This is a genomic window from bacterium (assembly GCA_023228325.1).
GTDB lineage: Bacteria > Auribacterota > UBA6266 > UBA6266 > UBA6266 > UBA6266.
The window spans coordinates 1,533,760-1,550,552 of sequence record JALOBK010000001.1 but is presented as its reverse complement, the minus strand read 5'-3'; the positions used below and the strand labels follow the sequence as shown (position 1 = coordinate 1,550,552).

Here is a 16,793-nt window from a genome sequence, read left to right as displayed (position 1 = left end):
AAATTATCAGATAACCAATTTACCAGCTTAAAACAGCTCATCCTGTTTTAGACCCTTAATACAAACTTTTAACGTAGTTCAAATCCCTTATCACAAACCCCGCGCTGGGATACCTTTTACTTTTATCTTTATCAAGACATTTTAAAATTATATTTTCAAGCTTATCAATATTCCTGCCGTTTGGCCGGGATAATGGTTTAGGCAAAGACCTGGGATTAAGGTGAAGCCTGTAAACTTCTTCCTTTGAACTGCCCGTAAAAGGCACATTACCCGCAACCATTTCATAAAAAATAATGCCGATAGAATATATGTCACACCTCTCATCAACTCTTTTGTTCAGGATCTGGTCGGGAGAAATGTAAGACGGGCTGCCTGATACATTGAAATTATTCCAAAAAAAATTCTTTTTGGGAACAGCCAACCCGAAATCAATTATCTTCACCTTCTTTTCCTGTGTCAGAAGGATATTCTCCGGTTTCATATCCCGGTGAATAAAACCAGCTTTGTGAATCGCATTAACACCATAGGCGACGGACACCATGATATCCAGCAGCAATTTAATATTTTTTAAAGACTTGTCCGCAATAGCATCTCTTAACCGGCCGCCGTCAATAAGTTCCATGACATAAAAAACAGAATCGCCCTCTGAGCATATATCAAGGACTTTGACAATATTTTCGCCTTTAATCTTTTGCGCTACTTTCGCCCCGTAAAGAAATTTGTTCTTTGCATTAGCGCCTGAATTCGACATCGGGCTGAACAGCTTTAACGCAAAATGTTCCCCCGTTTCACGCTCTTTAACCTCATAAACTTCAGAAAATGTTCCGTGTCCGATTTTTTTTACTATATGGTATTTCCTGAATTCCATTTATTTGGTGTCTTCCGAATCACTTTTCAATTTTAACTGCATGTCTTTCGACTCTCTTGATATCTCCTTCAGCATCTGCATAGCCTTCTGCGCGTTTTCCTGCACGGACTTCAAATCATCCCTTGCCTTTTTTTCCAGGTCGCTTCTGTAAAGAAGCAATTCAACTCTTCCGAATACAACTGTCATCAGGTTATTGATGTTATGCGCATGTCCGCGTATTCTCGCAACCATGCCATCCAGTTCCCGAACCCATTTTTTATCAATCATCTTTTACCCTTTCCTTACCGGCAGGTAAATTCTTATCTTTAACACCATAAAACCATTTGCGCGCCGGTTTCGCATTGCTCAAAGGCCCGGCCAGCGCATAAAACATGAACAGGAACAGAAGAGAAATTTCTATATTCAATAATACAACCCCGATACAGATTACTATCAGGACGAGATATAGAAAGTTTTTCTGCCTGAAAACGTTAAAATCATAAAGGGTGGGATACCTGATATTGCTCACCATCAGGTAAGAAAGAAGAACCAGAACCGGGGGAAAAGTAAAAATGACCATCCATGAATCATATGGGATTCTATACTTTTCAACCGTTATAAACATCATTGCTATAAGGCCCGCGGCGGCCGGTGTAGGCAGACCGCGAAACGACTTTTTCTCGGAAAGGCTTGATGAAATCTGAGTGTTAAAACGGGCAAGACGCAGCGCGGCGCAAGTACAATAAAGGAAGGATATGCCCATACCCGTCCTTCCCATTCTAGACAAGGCCATCGCATAGACTATGAATACAGGCGCTATCCCGAATGATACAAGATCGGCGAGCGAATCGTATTCCATGCCGAAGTTACTGTAGGATCCCTGGATTCTGGCAATGGAACCGTCAAAAAAATCAAATACCATAGCAAGAAAAACAAGCATAGCGGCCTGTTTGAGATTCCCGTTGTAAATACACATGAGAGCTATAATGCCGCACAGGAAATTGGCGGTTGTAACCAGGTTGGGTAATATATAAATCCTTTTCAAGTTTTCTCCCCTATCAGCGTCAGCCCTGCCTTAACCTTCTGGCCCAGATCGACTTTCAAACTGAAACTCTCATCCATAAAAACATCAACTCTTGAACCGAACATTATTATTCCTATTTTATCACCGGCATTCACAATTTCGGAAACTTTTACGCGATTTTTTATGCGTCTTGCTATCAAACCGGCCAGCTGCTTAATTAAAACACGCTCTCCTTCAGACTCAAAGCCTATGGCGCATGCTTCATTCAGTTCCGAGGCTTTCGGGTTAACGGCATTTAAATACTTCCCTTTCGAATGCTCCATAAAAACGATTTTGCCTCCTATGGGGGCAAGGTTCACATGCACATTAAACACCGACATAAAAATACTGACTCTTGTAACTTCCTTATCAAAGAACGCGCCGGGGACAACACGTTTTATCTGAACAACCCTGCCGTCGGCGGGAGATAGCACCATTCCTCTCTTATAAACAATCCGCCTTTGGGGCTGCCTGAAAAAACATACCAGAAACAAAGAAGCAAAAAGAAGGATAAAACCCGCCGTATAATACCGCAGGGTTACGAATAATACAAAAGCGAACAGTGAAATTAAAATATGGAAATAGCCTTCTCTAGCCAAAGGAATTTTCATTTTATGAATTAATTCTCTTCTGATATCTTATTCTGGATTTTCCTCGAAAAATCAAGGTTCTCGATCGGGCTTACAACGGAAGTCGAAATATTGGATAAATGCCCGTCCACTCTTTTGAAATACCTCGCTATCAGAGCATATACCACCCCTTTATTGCAATTTAGCCTGTCATCCAGAATAGAATTTATTATAGCATCGCATTTCTTGCCTATCTGAATCGAAGCGCCTATGGATTTAAGCGCTTTTTCTTCATTTTCCTCGGCAAAGGCCTCTTTCGTCCTTTGGAAATTGACCTTAATCTCTTCTCCTATGGCATTAATCTCTTCAAAGTATTTATCCTTAAAAACCTGTTTACCGAATTTAAATTTTTCGGCAACCTGGAATATGTTTTTGCAATAGTCGCCTATCCTCTCGGCATCCTTTACTATACTCATAAGCACAAGGCAGGAAGGAATATCCATTTCGGGGTTAACCGACAGGTGCGTTACTATCTGCCTTCTTATCAAACGCTCATTTTTGTTAATCTTTATATCCCTCATATACAATTCATCCCTGATTATTTCGGGCTGTAATCTCGCGGTAAATACGTCTTTCGCGTTGACAAACATCCATTCCGCATCTACAAGCATAGATTCAAATTCAGACATCATACTTTGAAGAGGCCTTTTATTCCTCCATATATTTATTATCCTTTTAAACATTCTTCCAGCTCCTTTCTCTTATTATATCAAAAAAGCCTGCTTAAAAATATAAGAAGCGCGGGCAGGACAAAAAACACCGTTAAAATGTAAATTACCGCATTCCTTCTTTTGGTTATACAATATGTCGATACCCAATCAGAAATCTTCAAAGGGACTTTTTTAAGAGGATACCATATCATCACGCCAAATGAGTTGAACATCAGATGGACAAACGCGACGACAATGGCCGGCTGGCTTGCAGTTGCCAAAGCGGCAAGCATAGCCGTTACCGTCGTCCCTATATTAGCCCCCATCATATACGGGAATACCTGCGCAGGCGTCAGTATACCCGCGCCCATTATAGGCACTACAAGCGACGTGGTAACTGAACTGCTCTGAACAAAAGATGTAAGGACCAGCCCCAGAAGCAAGCTTAACATCCCGTGCCGGAAAACATACCTGTCGAAAAAAGCTTCCACTCTGGAAAGCATCATGGATCTCATTACTTTCACTATAAGAGTCAAAGAAATAAATAAAATAACAAACGATATCGAAATCATTATTATGCCCGCCGCCACATCACTAACGCACAAGCCGTTCGTAATATATTCCTTCAGGATATTTACGGGCGCTCCTATTACCTTCGAAAACAAGCCTTCTCCGCTTATGAATTTTATGTCCATAACATACTTCGCGCAGAAACCTGCCGATTTCTGCAGGAAACCCGTAGCCATCTCAAGGGGAAAAAGTATCATCACGGTAAGGACATTGAAATGATCGTGCAGGATTGCCCCGTGGAATGCCCTTTCAAATTCCTCTTTCCTTGTAATATGCCCTAGCGAGACGAGTGTGTTTGTAACGCTTGTCCCTATATTGGCTCCCATCACTATCGGTATTGCATTTGTGACGGTAAGCATCCCTCCTCCGACCAGGCCCACCACAATAGACGTAACGGTAGAGGAAGACTGTATGATACTGGTTGCAAGTATACCTATAAAAAGGCCTATAAACCTGTTGGATGTCGAATTTATCAGCATTTCGGCAAAATTTCTGCCGAACATTTTAAATGACGAACCCATCATTTTTATACTGACCAGAAACAAGTAAACCAGAAAAACAGCGATTACGGCTTTAATAAAACTATGCGCGTTTGATTCAGATCTGAATAATTTCCCGATGATGCGGTTCATCCTTTAATCCCTTTCGATTTCCGGTTTAAATTGCCGAATTTATATCATACTATCACAAAAGTTTTCAATGCTATAATTTTTTCATATTTTGCTTTGTAAAATTTTATACACTTTAATAATATATATGAAACTTAAAGCTGTATAAGGCACGCTATGAAAATCACGGAAATATTAAAAAAGACGAACCCATCATTTTCCTTTGAATTCTTCCCGCCCAAAACCGGGGAGGGATTGATATCTCTTTACAAGACAATATCCGAGCTTGAAAAAATCGGCCCGGCTTTTATCTCCATAACCTACGGCGCAATGGGAAGCACAAGAAAAAAGACCCTTGAATTGATAGAAAAAATCAAGAAAAGCCTGAAATGCGAAATAATGGCCCACCTGACATGCATAGGTTCCGGCGCCGAAGAGATTTCTTCAATCGTGTCAAAACTGAAAAAACTCAATATTTCAAATATTCTGGCTCTGCGGGGCGATATCCCGGAAGATTATCCCGAAATGAGCAAAGTAAAAAATGATTTCCTGTATGCCGCCGACCTTGTAAGCTTTATAAAGAAGCTTGACGGCTTCTGTATCGGAGTAGCCGGTTATCCGGAATGCCATAAAGATTGCCGGGACATAGATACTGACATCAACCATCTTAAAGAAAAAATCAATGCCGGGGCGGAATTTATAATTACCCAGCTTTTTTTCCATAACGAATATTATTATTCTTTCGTTGAAAAAATCAGAAGGAAAGGCATTAAAAACGCTGTTATACCGGGCATTATGCCCATAACAGGATACAACCAGATATCAAAAATACAAAAGATGTGCGGGTGCAGCATACACGAAGATGTAAAAGCCAAACTGGAAAAATTCAAGGATGATCCGGCCTCAATAAAAAATTTCGGGGTCGACTACGCCACAAAACAATGCAGCGAACTGCTTGCGCAAGGCGCTCCGGGCATACACTTCTACACATTCAATAAATCGGAAGCTACACGGAAAATCTGGAACAACCTTTCACAAAAATAAAGATTTTATCCCGCCGCTGTTTTACAGGTGATGGAAATACGCTTTGCTTACATACTGCTGCAGCATCCTGTAAGTGTTGAAGAAAGACGCGTTAATCGCTATAGACGCCTTCATCATGCGTATCCACTGGCCGCGGTTGTCATAAAACAGCGGGATTATCACATATTCAAGCTTATTATAAAGGTCAAAAACATCTTTTTCGGGATGATACTGTTCTTTCAATATTCTGTGATCCCTGGGCCCGATAGACCAACCGGTCAGGTTTTCGATATGCCCTTCTATCCACCACCCGTCCAGCACACTCAGGTTAGGTATCCCATTGTGAGACGCCTTCATACCGCTTGTCCCTGAAGCTTCGAGAGGCCGAACGGGATTATTCAGCCAGAGGTCAACACCCGAAGTGATCAAACCTCCGATTTTTATATCATAGTTTTCAAGATATTCAATGGAAACCCGGTCTTTCATCTGTTTTTTTACTTCAAAGATCCTTTTGATATTATCCTTACCTGTCTGGTCTTTAGGATGCGCCTTTCCGGAAAAAACGATCTGAATAGGTCCCGCTTTTTCAGCTATTTCAACAAGCCGCCGCGAATCCGACAATATTAAATCCGCCCGCTTATAACCCGTTGCCCGGCGCGCAAACCCGATAGTAAAAACTTCGGGTTTCATTTTTGAATTATTTTTTTTGTTAACATAATCCAGGAACTCTTTTTTTGCCTCCATATGCGCGCTCCAGAGTTCTTCGGAAGGAAATTCAAACGCCTCCCTTAAGTATGTAAAAGGATCTAACTTCCAATCCGGCAAATACTTATCGTAAAGCTTCTTAAAAGGCTCCGACGTCCATGTAAGAGAATGTACTCCATTGGTTATCGCATGTATGTCAAAGCCGGGAAACATTTCAAGGGATATATCGCGGTGTTTTTTAGAAACAGCATTATAAAATTCGCTGCACTTCAGCGCAAGATAGGTCATATTGAGCATGCCGTCATATAAAAGCTCTCCCGGAATGTTCTCATGATTGGTTTCCTTAAAAATACTTTTTACAAGGTCCATGTTGAATTTATCATGGCCGGCAGGGACAGGAGTATGTGTCGTAAACACACATTTCCTCTGAACCTTTTCGAGGTCATAACTTTCAATCTTTTCAGGCGGCATATCATCTTTTCTTGTCCTGTAGAGCAACTCCAGGGCAAGGGGAGCAGCATGCCCTTCATTCATATGGTACTTCCTGATGTTTTTATACCCCAGCTCTTCAAGTATTTTAATACCGCCGATACCCATAACCGCTTCCTGAAGGAGCCGGTACCTGTCATCCCCCCCGTAAAGATGATGAGTCAATGTCCTGTAATACTCATCATTCTTATCAAAATCCGTATCAAGAAAATATACCGGTATTTGATATCCCCTGACACCCTTAATGATATATTCCCATGACCTTATAAAAATATCTTTTCCTTCAAGTTTTACGGAAACAACAGGTTTCTGAAGCTTCATAAACTCTTCCGGGTGCCAGAACAGGTCTTCCTCTGTCTGGTTTCCCCATTCATCAAGCTTCTGCCTGAAATAGCCTTTAAGATTAAGCATGGTCACTCCAACCATGGGAACGGCCAGGTCGGCCGCAGCCTTAATGGTATCCCCCGCAAGTATTCCCAGCCCGCCGCTATAAGTCGGAATTTCGTTCACAAAACCCATTTCCATACAGAAATAAGCAACAAGCCTGTTCTTCTTTTTTATCGGTACTGTTTTCATAGTTGTCCTCCAATGTGAGGGATATTATCAGAGTGTTAAAATTTTATCTACAAATTTCTGATTAACAGACACGGCAACCCGGTCTTTTTTTGCTTGCAAATTAGAATCTATCTGTTAAAATCCATTTTCACTTCGGTAATCATTATTTGCGAGAGTGGTGGAACGGCAGACACACTAGCTTGAGGGGCTAGCGGGAGAAATCCTATGGGGGTTCAAATCCCCCCTCTCGCACCAATACAATACAGCTTACCACTCCGTAAACTCTAATGCATAACTCATATAACAGCAGAATCTCAGGGTTACGATAAAACTCTCATATTGAACGGGTTTGACGGAAATTTACTGATTCGGGGCAGTTATCTTCTTGATCTTCTTCCGGCGGAAGTGGTTTCAGCCGGAGCGCTCTTTTCTTCTTCATTTTCTTCAAACGGCCTGATGTATTTATATTCATGTCCGTCCCATATTATTCTCCATGTCATAGCCTTAAAGTCAATTTTCCACTCGCTGTCCGACTGACATAATATATAAGGCGGAGCATCAACAGTCTTATCGCTGAAATTAATTATCGCATATCGCCGGCTGTAACTGTCGATATAGGTTATCTTATATTCTTTCCCGAGGATAGGAGCAACTTCCTTTTTGATAAGCTCGGACGTAGGGGCAATATCACTCCAGATCATCGCCGTACTGCGGTCAAGACATTTCAGATACTGATCAATATTCCCGTCTTCGGCCGCTTTTTTATACAGTTCAAATGTCTTTTCCGGAGTTGAATAATCTGCCGCCTGGCAGAAAGCCTGAGAGGATAATGACAAAAGCAATAAAAAAACCAGTGTTTTCATATTATTCAGGTAATCCTTATCATTTGCATTTTCGATTTTACAATTAAAAATCCCCCATTACAAGCAATTATCTGCTTCCAGATATTTTTTTATGGAAAATTTATCCGGGTCTATATCCAAACCCTGCAGCCATCCGTTACGCAGACCGGAATCGAAAAAATACCGGACTGCCAGCTCATACTCTTTATCGGATAACCTCCTGTTTATACGCCTGAATTCTTCTGCCTTGTATTCGGGAAAATACTGGCTCATAAGACTGACATATGCGCTGTCTGAAATATTTTTCGCAATAAAATCGAGGATTTCCTTTGTGCCCGACACGGCATCCGGCAGCACAAGGTGCCGGATCAGGATGCCTTTAACCGCGATATTATTTTTGTCGAGAATAAGATCTCCCGCCTGCCTGTACATTTCAATAACCGCCGCTTTATTGACCGCCGGATAACCGGGAGCCCCGGAATATAAAGAAGCCTCATCGGAAGAAAAATATTTCATATCCGGCATATATATATCGACAATACCTTCCATTTCTCTCAGAACATCTTCCGAATCATATCCTCCCGAATTGTAAACCACAGGCAGTTTCAGGCCTTTTTTATAAGCGACAGCCAATGCTTTTACTATCTGCGCCGTTACATGGCTGGGTGTCACCAGGTTAATATTGTGGACCCCTTTTTGCTGGAGTTTCAACATAGCTTCCGCCAGTTCTTCCTCAGCAACAACTTTCCCCGAATCCGACTGGCTTATCATATAATTCTGACAAAAGACACAGCGCATATTGCATGAAGAAAAAAATATTGTTCCCGAACCTCCTGTGCCCGAAATGGGAGGTTCCTCCCCGTGATGGATAGATATGGAAGACACTTTTATACCGGAAGCCAGCCTGCAAAAACCTTTTTGGCCTTTCAGCCTGTTAACACCGCATTTTCTCGGGCACAAATCACATTTCTCAAGCCTTGAATACAGGTTACAGCAGGCTTTTTCCGCGAGTTCAGATTTTTTAAGATTATCAATCATCGGGACAGACAGGAGTTTTCATTTATGCTTTGTGTAATATTCCCACAGTTTCGCATGTTTGCAGAAAACATAAAAGGAACTGTTTACGGAAATAACAAACCCGGCAAAACCGTCGAGAAATCCTCTCTTGATAATATAAGTTTCGATAAATTTGACAAAAGGATGGAATATCATCGTAAGGAGCCTGGGTTTTCTCCCCTTTTTAAGAAAGTTATGGAGAGAGGTATCCGAATATCTCTGAATAGTATTTACCTGGGCTGAAATATTTTTATAAACATAATGGAGGATATCTCCATTTATTCTTCTTGTCCTCCCCCTGGGGACAACCATTGCATGCGGGTCTTCTCCTTCCCACCGCGCTTTATTCCTGTTGAACAACCTCGGTTTATAATCAGGATACCACCCGCAATGATATATCCACCTGCCCAGATATCTGGATCTGAAATTAATCATAAAAGCCGCATAAACATCCTTTTCGACCGAACCGAATACATTAAAAATGCTTTTTTCCAGTTCAGCGCTTATTCTTTCATCCGCATCTATGTTAAAAACCCAGTCGAAGGAACATTTCGATGTCGCAAAATTTTTCTGTTCTACAAAACCCGCCCAGTCTTTATAAAAAATTTTATCCGTATATTTCCCGCATATTTCAACCGTTTTATCTTCACTGCCTGAATCAACGACAATTATTTCCGAAGCCCACGAAACAGAATCAAGGCATTCGGCAATATTCTCTTCCTCGTTGAAAGTCAATACTGTAACGGATACCGGTAATTTATTATTTTCCATTTTGGTATTCCGGGTTTTATTCATTTTGTCTGTTAGTTTTAATTTTTGTTCCGTATTGTGACTTTCGCGCTTTGTATTTTCAGATATGGCTTCTGCCTCTTGTCACATTCAGGATAAAATCAAGCCGCCTGTCATAACCTCTTATCAATATGCGCTTAACAGCCAGAGGGTTATCCGATTCGGCATTAATCCCGTGGCGGGTCGCTATCCCAATCGGATATCCCGTATCCGAAGCGATTCTCATCACTTCCCCGTTGTAGTGCCCGAAAGGATATGAGACGGCTGTAATCTTAACGCCAAGTTTCGACTCAAGCGCGCTTTTTGAGTCTTTTAACTCTTTCACTATTTCCTCGCGGGGAATCCCCGTCAGGTCGGCATGTGTAACTGTATGGGATCCTATTTCGAAACCTTGTCCGCATAATGCTTTTATCTCATTCCAGTCCATCATGGGTTCCCCGCCATCTTTACCATTAATATCCCAGAGATTGTCTTTTCCCACATAAGCGGTGGAAATAAAAAAAACGGCTGAAAAACCGTATTCCCTGAGTATCGGAACGGCATTAAGGTAATTATCTTTATACCCGTCATCAAAAGATAAAACGACAGGATGAAAATCAAATTTCTTTTTTCCCTCAAAATATTCTTTAAGCTCTTTTAAGGATATACTTTTATAACCTTTTTCTTTCAGGTATCTCATCTGGCGGCTGAAATCTTCAGGGGAAACACGCAGTTTTTCTTTTTTTCCGTCCCCGAGGCCGAGGCTTATTTTGTGATACATCAAAACCCTGATGCCCTTCCGGGGTATCCTCCACCAGTTAAACCTGAGGGAGAACCATATAAAAGAGATGCAGGCAAACAAAATAATAATTATATGCATAATCAATCATTGTCCTGTCTTGCGGCCCGGACATCCGAAAATCTTATTTTTGCTTTTTTGACCTTATATTCGCTGCCTATGAGTTTCCCTGCCTTATTGTCGGCGGAATGGAAACAGCGGTTGAAACTTTCCCTGTCCCCTCTCAGCATAGAGTCGATTACGCTGTCGAACATAATAACCAGATCCTTGTACCGCATATGGCTTCTTATCGCCAATTCCTTTATCGCGACAGATTTTTCCGCAACAAGTTTTTTCACATCATTACGCTCCAAAAAAGGATAAAGCTGTTTGAGCGTTAACTTCCCTTCCGATTCCAGACCGAGGCTGTCCGGGTCCGTATATATTATGCCGATAAGTTTTTCGCGCGTTTCTTCCTCATCATACATAAGTTCAAAAAGTGAGCTGCTGATTTTCTCATCAACAACGATAAGAAAATCCGAAACAAGGTTGCTTGCCGGGCCAAATACCTTAAAGAGAGTATTTTTATAAGCTGTGTCAACTTTCATACCATTCACTGTCAGAGATACAAACTCCAGGAATAAATCGCGCTTTTTCTTATCCGAATTTATATAACCGAACAGTAATCCGGCCGCGACAGGTTCTATTTTCGCTTCTCTGCCGGCATCGCTGAATAAAACAGTGAAGTCCAGCATTCCCCTGTTATATTCCTCCTGGACAAATTTCCAGACTCCGTACCGTTGTTTATATATCATATAACTTGCCGCGCCCGCATAAACCCAGTACGGGACAGGATTGGGCCCAATCCTGAATTCCGTATCTTCAAGCCCTGATTCCACCATAAAATAAGCCGTAGCGCATAACTCTGACAGGGCCTGGTAATTATTCTCAGGGGTTTTATCGGAAAAAAAAGTTATCCTGTAACCTTTAAATGCCATATTGAATTCGGAACCTTCCTCAGATTCCGAATACTTCACGATCACCGGGTTCTTAACCTCGGAATTTTTCTTGAATAACCTGTCCAGTTCAATAAACATTTTTTCAGCCTGGAAAACAAGCTCATTCGCTTCCGTTGTGTTCCCGGCAAAAAATCCGAAGTATTTTGAAGCGCTGAGTATATAAACAGCTCCGGCGTAAGAACTGCAGAAAAATAAAACAAAACATATTATAACCGAAAGCAACAGTCTTTTTTTCATTTCTTCGAATCCAAAATAAATGTAACAGGACCGGCATTGGATATATTAACGGTCATCTCAGCGCCGAATACCCCTGTCTTTGTTTTTATACCCCTGGCATTTATGCCGTCGACCAGTTCATTAAACAGCTTTGCCGCGAGCGCAGGTTCCATCGCGTTGTCAAAAGCCGGCCTTCTGCCTTTCCTGCAATCTGAACAGAGAGTAAACTGGGAAACTATAATAACGCTGCCGCCGGTATCGGCAATAGATAAGTTCATTTTACCGTTTTTATCGTTAAAAATTCTTAATCCGGCAATTTTATCAGCTATATAAGACACATCCTTTTCCGAATCTTCTTCTTCAACACCCGCAAGAACCAGCATACCATCCGAAATAGACGCAACAGGCTCTCCTTTTACTTCAACCGAAGCCCCGCTGACTCTCTGAATAACAGCTTTCATATCATTAAAATTAATTTCCCGACATGCTCCTGGATTTTTCCAGCAGCTGTTCAACTTTATCATTAACAATATCATCAGGGAATGTGTTTAAATACTGTTCATATAATTCGGATGCTTTTTTATAGTCACCTGATTTAAAGCAGTTGTTCGCGTCGATGATAAGCTCTTCCCTGTCCGGCTGTCCCTCATCATCTTCCGCAGCTTTCTCTGTGCCGGCTGAATCCTTAAGTTTTGCGGAAGAAAATAATATCTGGTCATTAACTATCTTTATGTCTTTAATATAATAAGGCAATTGAAAAGAATCCGAATACTTCCCGGATTTCGAAAAACTTTCAAGCAGGAGATTTACAGTAACCGGAGATATCGGCAGCTTACCCATTGAAACCTCCTCTGCTTTAAAAACCAGTTTCCCGTTTTCGCTTGCGCCCAGTGTGGACTTGATTTTCAGGATAATTTTCTTTCCTTTCATATCATAGACAACGGTTGAATAAAGGAATCCGGATTCAACCGAGCAGTAAACACCGTCTATCCTGAAACCCATATTAGAAAGTATATTTTTTTTATCTTCCGTTTCCCTGTCTATCAGCGAATAATGGGCTTTTGAAGTAAGTTCCCTGCCGGTTACGGCAATGACATATCCTCTTCCCTTTGAAGCGGCTACCTGAAGCTGAAGCAGTTTGTTGTCAAAACTTTCCTTGTGAGAATAACTTTCATCTATTTTTGTAACCGAAGGTTCGATAAAAATCAAAACAATTGAAGCCACAGCAAAAACGGGAATAATTATTTTCAACAGGGTCTTAATAATTTTCCAAACCGAAAAATTGTTTCTCCTGATTTCTTTTTGCGGATCATACTTAAGGCGCTCGCCGCACCTCATACAATGAAATTTGCCTATCGGATTATCATAACCGCACTTGCCGCACCGAACCATATTTACCCCCTAAGTAAAATTATATTATAATATGACTATGTCAGACATAATTCAAGAGGGATATTATAAAAAATTCCGCCGCTTCTTCTAAGAAGGAAGGACCACGCATACCTTATTTTCCGAACCTTTTTTCTGCAAAGGGATTTTAATCCCTTTAAGATCTCTTCCATTAAGCGTTGTCCGGGAAGATGTTAATCCTTTCCGGCGCTCCACATGAATATCATACAGGGCGCCCCTGAAATATCTTTTGACGTTAAAGCCTCTTATTTTTGACGGGATGCAGGGTTCTATAACCAGCCCGTCAAAATCAGGCCTTATGCCTAATATATAATTGGCGGATGCGATGAAACACCATGCCGCCGTACCGGTTAACCACGGGTTTTTCGTCTGGCCGAAATTACTGTTTTCTTTGCCCGTTGTAAACTGGGAATAGACATACGGCTCCGCCCCGCGTTTATCCGATTCGGCATTATAAGCGCTTGGCAGAATATTGGAACAGTACTCGAAAGCGCGTTCGGGATTTTTCATAATGCATTCCGCAATAATAACCCACGGATTTGCGTGGCAGAATATCCCCGCATTCTCTTTAAGTCCCATGGGAAAACTCGTAATTGAGCCTATTTCCCTGTCATATTTCGCATAAGCCGGAGACAAAAGCCGGATTCCGAACTTTGTGTTTAAATACCTGTAAACACTGTTCATGCATGATTTGGCTTTTCCTGTATCGGCAATCCCGCTCATTACCGCCCATGACTGCGGGTTTACAAATATTTTCCCTTCCCTGCATGAAGAAGACCCGACCTTACGCCCGCTGTCCACATACGCCCTCAAATACCATTTTCCGTCCCATGCGACACGGTTTATCCTGTCCGAAATTTTTCGCTTTAATTTCGTCAGTTTCAGTGCATCTGTTTTTTTACCCGCATAATCCGCAAGCTGTATAATCTCATCCATCGATTTAACCAGAAGTATGGTTGACCAAACAGACTGGCCTTTCCCGTAAAGATTAATGCAATCGTTCCAGTCCGCGGCAAGCCCCAGGCACAGGCCGTGAGGCCCCAGATTATTGAGCGAAAAATCCACGGATTTCAGAAGATGGCCATAAACAGAGGCTGAACCCTTATCAATATAAGATATATTTTCAAAAAGAAATTTCTTGTCACCCGTCTCTTTTATATATGCCCCGACAGCAATTCCAAGCCATAAGTGATCGTCCGAATAAACCGTACCCCCGGCGGGAAAATGCCCTTGCCCTGTTTTCATCGTAAGGGGCTGTATGTGGTGAAAAGCGCATCCTGTTGAAGTTTGGGCCTTCAGAAGTTCGGTCAGCCTTGTCCTGACTTTTCCGGGGATAGCATGCACCACACCCAGTATATCCTGAAGACTGTCGCGGTACCCTAAACCGTCTCTTCCTCCGGCCTCGATATAAGATGCCGATCTCGACCAGTTAAATGTCGTGTGGCACTGGTATTGATTCCATATATTAAAAATACTATCGAATGTTTTTACCCCTGTGGAACATTGCATAGCGTTCAATTTTTCGCTCCAGAGTTTATTGATCTTTCCAAGTTCCTTTTCCACAGAATCTTTCTTCCCGAAATACCGTATAATCCTGCTGCCTTCGCCGGGTGAATCCGCTTCGCCCATCACAAAATTTATCTTCTTTGACTCTCCGGGTTTCAATACCATTCTTATCTGAAGGCTCCCGCAGGGATTTCCCCCTTCCTGAACGGAAGACGAGCAATATCCTCTTTCTACGGCAAAAGGATTTCTTTCGCTCCTGTACCGCCCGATAAATGATTCCCTGACAGAATCAAAACTTTCTATTTTTCCCGTTGATCCGAAAAAAGCCTCTTTTGATCTGCCGTTACCGAACTGAAGCCTGTAGTCTATCAGGCCTCTGCGGAAACAGGTTTTCGAAGTATACAGGATATACTGGTAATCTTTCATATCGAGTTCGGAATCCCAGAAACAGAATTCGGCATACGAAAAAATATCGATTTTTCTCTTTTTATCCGACTTATTTTTAATCTCCAGAGCCCACACCTCGCATCTCCTGTTCTCGGGGACAAAATAAGTCACATGAGAGCCAATACCCTTATACAGGGATGATATTTTTGTATAACCCAGGCCGTGCCTGCATTCGGTCTTGAATTTTTTCAGAGGCTTGGCGACAGGCTGCCATGACGCCGACCAGTAATCACCGTCTTCTCTGTCCCTTATGTATATATACCTTCCCGGCCTGTCTTCCGGTATATTATTAAACCTAAATCTCAATATTCTTCCGCTTTTGGGGGATTGAGAAAAACTATAACCGCCGGCATTGTTGGAAATTATCGCGCAATAATCGGATGTACCGAGATAATTGATCCAGGGCGCGGGCGTATCGGGCCTTGTAATTACATATTCTCTCTTCTCATCATCAAAAAATCCAAATTGCATAACTTTTCTCCGTCGCTGTTATTCTTTCCTTAACTGTGAAACCGAATTTCTTACGACCAAATCCGTCTTAATCCTTTTTACCTTTTTCTTGCTGAACATGCCGCCCGCCCTTTCCATAAGGCAATCCACCGCGGCTTCTCCCATAGAACATTTATCAACCCTTACGGTAGTAAGCTCGGGGCTGGAATATTTAGAGAAATCAATGTCATCAAAACCGATAACACTTACATCTTCGGGAACTCTAATCCCTTTATTTTTCAGCGCGGTAATAGCGCCGAACGCGCTCATATCATTCGCGGCAAATATTGCCGAACATTTCTTGATTTTTTCAAAACCGGCCTCAACCGATTTCTTTGCGGTCATAAAAAGGAAATCGCCCTTAAGGATAAAGTTTTTCGCTTCCTTAAATCCGTTATCATATGAAAACTCCATATACGCCTTCTTTCTCTCATCACCATTGGTATGCTTTATATCGCCGGCTATATGGGCAATTTTCCTGTGCCCTTTTGAAAAAAGATATTTCAACGCCTCTTTTACCCCTGAAAAATTATCCGGACAAACCGAATCGGATACACCTGAGCGGTCCAGGCAGTCAACCATCACAACCGGAATCTTGCGAGATAAAAAACCGCTGATTCTGCCGGATACGCCAAAACCCGCAAACATAATCCCTTTAACCCGTTCCATGTCTATTTTTCCCGAAAGCGTCTCTTCCTGACCGTCAATCGACATAACCACAAACCTGTAACCGGCTTTTCTTGCGGCCCTTTCCGCTCCCCACAAAATCGGAGAGTAATAAGGGTTGGGTTCAGTTCCGGCAAGTTTCTCCGGTAAAATGAACCACAGGTTGCCCTTACCCGAACCGAAAGAGTATTTTCCCGTAACAAATGTGCCTTTCCCGTGGATTCTGGATACTGTTCCTTCCCCGCTCAGGCTCTCAAGCGCATGCCTTGCAGTCATTTCGGTAACAGAAAATTTTCTGGAAAGTTCAGCTTCCGAAAAAACCCTGTCTCCGGGTTTCAATTTCCGCTCTTTTACCAATTTACTTATATAATTTTTTATCAGGACATATTTCGGCATTCCCATCTTCTATACTCCTATATAGGAGTTATCTTAACATCGTCCCTTTATTCTGTCAACA

The 16,793-nt window shown here is 41.9% G+C and carries 17 protein-coding genes and 1 tRNA gene; 2 read left to right on the top strand and 16 right to left on the bottom strand.

What is annotated here, in order from left to right; genetic code table 11:
- Positions 1-55 precede the first annotated feature (55 nt).
- The 6 genes from M0R36_07425 to M0R36_07400 are packed head-to-tail and all read right to left on the bottom strand — an operon-like array spanning position 56 to position 4,391.
- A complete protein-coding gene (locus tag M0R36_07425; GenBank protein MCK9555628.1) occupies positions 56-868 on the bottom strand; it encodes a serine/threonine protein kinase in 813 nt (270 codons plus the stop codon).
- Complete coding sequence (locus tag M0R36_07420) at positions 869-1,135, bottom strand: hypothetical protein (protein ID MCK9555627.1); 267 nt, start codon at positions 1,133-1,135, stop codon at positions 869-871.
- Positions 1,128-1,892: a CDP-diacylglycerol--serine O-phosphatidyltransferase gene (pssA, locus tag M0R36_07415; GenBank protein MCK9555626.1), complete on the bottom strand. Its 765-nt coding sequence runs from the start codon at positions 1,890-1,892 to the stop codon at positions 1,128-1,130. The genes M0R36_07420 and pssA overlap by 8 nt, the downstream gene beginning before the upstream one ends.
- On the bottom strand, positions 1,889-2,521 hold the full coding sequence (locus M0R36_07410) for a phosphatidylserine decarboxylase (GenBank protein MCK9555625.1): 633 nt from the start codon (positions 2,519-2,521) through the stop codon (positions 1,889-1,891). The genes pssA and M0R36_07410 overlap by 4 nt, the downstream gene beginning before the upstream one ends.
- Before the next feature lie 8 nt (positions 2,522-2,529).
- Entirely contained in the window at positions 2,530-3,222 is a 693-nt protein-coding gene (locus tag M0R36_07405; protein MCK9555624.1) for a hypothetical protein, read from the bottom strand.
- Positions 3,223-3,248: 26 nt separating this feature from the next.
- The gene (locus M0R36_07400) at positions 3,249-4,391 is read right to left on the bottom strand and encodes a Na/Pi symporter (protein MCK9555623.1); all 1,143 of its coding nucleotides are present in this window, start codon (positions 4,389-4,391) and stop codon (positions 3,249-3,251) included.
- Between the two features lie 153 nt (positions 4,392-4,544).
- On the opposite strand from M0R36_07400, the gene metF reads away from it, so the two are divergent.
- Positions 4,545-5,411 carry a methylenetetrahydrofolate reductase [NAD(P)H] gene (gene metF, locus M0R36_07395; GenBank protein ID MCK9555622.1) on the top strand — a complete coding sequence of 289 codons (867 nt, stop codon included), beginning with the start codon at positions 4,545-4,547 and terminating at the stop codon, positions 5,409-5,411.
- 21 nt (positions 5,412-5,432) lie between these two features.
- On the opposite strand, the gene glgP is transcribed toward metF, so the two are convergent.
- Entirely contained in the window at positions 5,433-7,160 is a 1,728-nt protein-coding gene (glgP, locus tag M0R36_07390) for an alpha-glucan family phosphorylase (protein MCK9555621.1), read from the bottom strand.
- Between the two features lie 148 nt (positions 7,161-7,308).
- On the opposite strand from glgP, the gene M0R36_07385 reads away from it, so the two are divergent.
- Positions 7,309-7,394, top strand: a tRNA-Leu gene (locus M0R36_07385).
- A gap of 122 nt (positions 7,395-7,516) precedes the next feature.
- Here the strand turns inward: M0R36_07385 and M0R36_07380 are convergent.
- The 9 genes from M0R36_07380 to M0R36_07340 all read right to left on the bottom strand — a co-directional run bounded on the left by M0R36_07380 (position 7,517) and on the right by M0R36_07340 (position 16,738).
- Positions 7,517-8,002, bottom strand: a complete 486-nt coding sequence (locus M0R36_07380; protein ID MCK9555620.1) for a hypothetical protein — start codon at positions 8,000-8,002, stop codon at positions 7,517-7,519.
- A gap of 57 nt (positions 8,003-8,059) precedes the next feature.
- Complete coding sequence (locus tag M0R36_07375; protein ID MCK9555619.1) at positions 8,060-9,019, bottom strand: radical SAM protein; 960 nt, start codon at positions 9,017-9,019, stop codon at positions 8,060-8,062.
- 18 nt (positions 9,020-9,037) lie between these two features.
- Complete coding sequence (locus M0R36_07370) at positions 9,038-9,808, bottom strand: glycosyltransferase family 2 protein (GenBank protein ID MCK9555618.1); 771 nt, start codon at positions 9,806-9,808, stop codon at positions 9,038-9,040.
- 79 nt (positions 9,809-9,887) lie between these two features.
- Positions 9,888-10,685 carry a polysaccharide deacetylase family protein gene (locus M0R36_07365; GenBank protein ID MCK9555617.1) on the bottom strand — a complete coding sequence of 266 codons (798 nt, stop codon included), beginning with the start codon at positions 10,683-10,685 and terminating at the stop codon, positions 9,888-9,890.
- Between the two features lie 2 nt (positions 10,686-10,687).
- Entirely contained in the window at positions 10,688-11,839 is a 1,152-nt protein-coding gene (locus M0R36_07360) for a hypothetical protein (GenBank protein MCK9555616.1), read from the bottom strand.
- The gene (dtd, locus tag M0R36_07355) at positions 11,836-12,279 is read right to left on the bottom strand and encodes a D-aminoacyl-tRNA deacylase (GenBank protein ID MCK9555615.1); all 444 of its coding nucleotides are present in this window, start codon (positions 12,277-12,279) and stop codon (positions 11,836-11,838) included. The genes M0R36_07360 and dtd overlap by 4 nt, the downstream gene beginning before the upstream one ends.
- A 10-nt stretch (positions 12,280-12,289) precedes the next feature.
- A complete protein-coding gene (locus M0R36_07350; protein MCK9555614.1) occupies positions 12,290-13,210 on the bottom strand; it encodes a hypothetical protein in 921 nt (306 codons plus the stop codon).
- A gap of 87 nt (positions 13,211-13,297) precedes the next feature.
- The gene (locus M0R36_07345; protein MCK9555613.1) at positions 13,298-15,652 is read right to left on the bottom strand and encodes a glycosyl transferase; all 2,355 of its coding nucleotides are present in this window, start codon (positions 15,650-15,652) and stop codon (positions 13,298-13,300) included.
- Between the two features lie 18 nt (positions 15,653-15,670).
- Positions 15,671-16,738, bottom strand: a complete 1,068-nt coding sequence (locus tag M0R36_07340) for a GntR family transcriptional regulator (protein ID MCK9555612.1) — start codon at positions 16,736-16,738, stop codon at positions 15,671-15,673.
- Positions 16,739-16,793: the final 55 nt, after the last annotated feature.

Excerpts from the sequence above, each read along its gene's own strand:
- M0R36_07425 (MCK9555628.1), bottom strand. The coding sequence starts at position 868 with ATGGAATTCAGGAAATACCATATAGTAAAAAAAATCGGACACGGAACA.
- M0R36_07420 (MCK9555627.1), bottom strand. The coding sequence starts at position 1,135 with ATGATTGATAAAAAATGGGTTCGGGAACTGGATGGCATGGTTGCGAGA.
- M0R36_07410 (MCK9555625.1), bottom strand. The coding sequence starts at position 2,521 with ATGAAAATTCCTTTGGCTAGAGAAGGCTATTTCCATATTTTAATTTCA.
- M0R36_07405 (MCK9555624.1), bottom strand. The coding sequence starts at position 3,222 with ATGTTTAAAAGGATAATAAATATATGGAGGAATAAAAGGCCTCTTCAA.
- M0R36_07400 (MCK9555623.1), bottom strand. The coding sequence starts at position 4,391 with ATGAACCGCATCATCGGGAAATTATTCAGATCTGAATCAAACGCGCAT.
- metF (MCK9555622.1), top strand. The coding sequence starts at position 4,545 with ATGAAAATCACGGAAATATTAAAAAAGACGAACCCATCATTTTCCTTT.
- glgP (MCK9555621.1), bottom strand. The coding sequence starts at position 7,160 with ATGAAAACAGTACCGATAAAAAAGAAGAACAGGCTTGTTGCTTATTTC.
- M0R36_07380 (MCK9555620.1), bottom strand. The coding sequence starts at position 8,002 with ATGAAAACACTGGTTTTTTTATTGCTTTTGTCATTATCCTCTCAGGCT.
- M0R36_07375 (MCK9555619.1), bottom strand. The coding sequence starts at position 9,019 with ATGATTGATAATCTTAAAAAATCTGAACTCGCGGAAAAAGCCTGCTGT.
- M0R36_07370 (MCK9555618.1), bottom strand. The coding sequence starts at position 9,808 with ATGGAAAATAATAAATTACCGGTATCCGTTACAGTATTGACTTTCAAC.
- M0R36_07365 (MCK9555617.1), bottom strand. The coding sequence starts at position 10,685 with ATGCATATAATTATTATTTTGTTTGCCTGCATCTCTTTTATATGGTTC.
- M0R36_07360 (MCK9555616.1), bottom strand. The coding sequence starts at position 11,839 with ATGAAAAAAAGACTGTTGCTTTCGGTTATAATATGTTTTGTTTTATTT.
- dtd (MCK9555615.1), bottom strand. The coding sequence starts at position 12,279 with ATGAAAGCTGTTATTCAGAGAGTCAGCGGGGCTTCGGTTGAAGTAAAA.
- M0R36_07350 (MCK9555614.1), bottom strand. The coding sequence starts at position 13,210 with ATGGTTCGGTGCGGCAAGTGCGGTTATGATAATCCGATAGGCAAATTT.
- M0R36_07345 (MCK9555613.1), bottom strand. The coding sequence starts at position 15,652 with ATGCAATTTGGATTTTTTGATGATGAGAAGAGAGAATATGTAATTACA.
- M0R36_07340 (MCK9555612.1), bottom strand. The coding sequence starts at position 16,738 with ATGGGAATGCCGAAATATGTCCTGATAAAAAATTATATAAGTAAATTG.